Genomic DNA, 303 nt, shown 5'->3' with positions numbered 1-303 from the left:
GACGAAGCCAGAGCGGCGACCTACCAAGACTGGATCCATCACTACAATCACCACCGACCCCACACAGGCATCGGCGGCAAGTCACCCATCGAGCGACTGACCGTCCACAACGTCCCCGAGAAGAACACCTAGCCTCCACTCGAGGTCCGCAAGAACGAATGTCCCCGTAACGCAGTGGCGGATTCTAGGGGTCCTCGCAACACCTGATGGTCAGATGCCTGTCAGTAGATCACGTAAACGCTCGGCTGGAGTTTTCCAGCCGAGCGTTTTGCGTGGACGGGAGTTGAGGCGGTGGGCAACGTT

1 protein-coding gene is annotated in these 303 nt (G+C 59.1%); it reads left to right on the top strand.

Translation table 11 applies throughout. The features are described from left to right. The coding region (locus J1M81_RS25155; protein ID WP_206498109.1) for an integrase core domain-containing protein at positions 1–132 on the top strand (132 nt) is incomplete at its 5' end. Positions 133–303 lie beyond the last annotated feature (171 nt).

The sequence above is a fragment of the Rhodococcus sp. KRD175 genome (assembly GCF_017168275.1).
Taxonomy (GTDB): Bacteria; Actinomycetota; Actinomycetes; order Mycobacteriales; family Mycobacteriaceae; genus Rhodococcoides; species Rhodococcoides fascians.
This window is presented reverse-complemented; position numbering and strand designations above follow the sequence as displayed.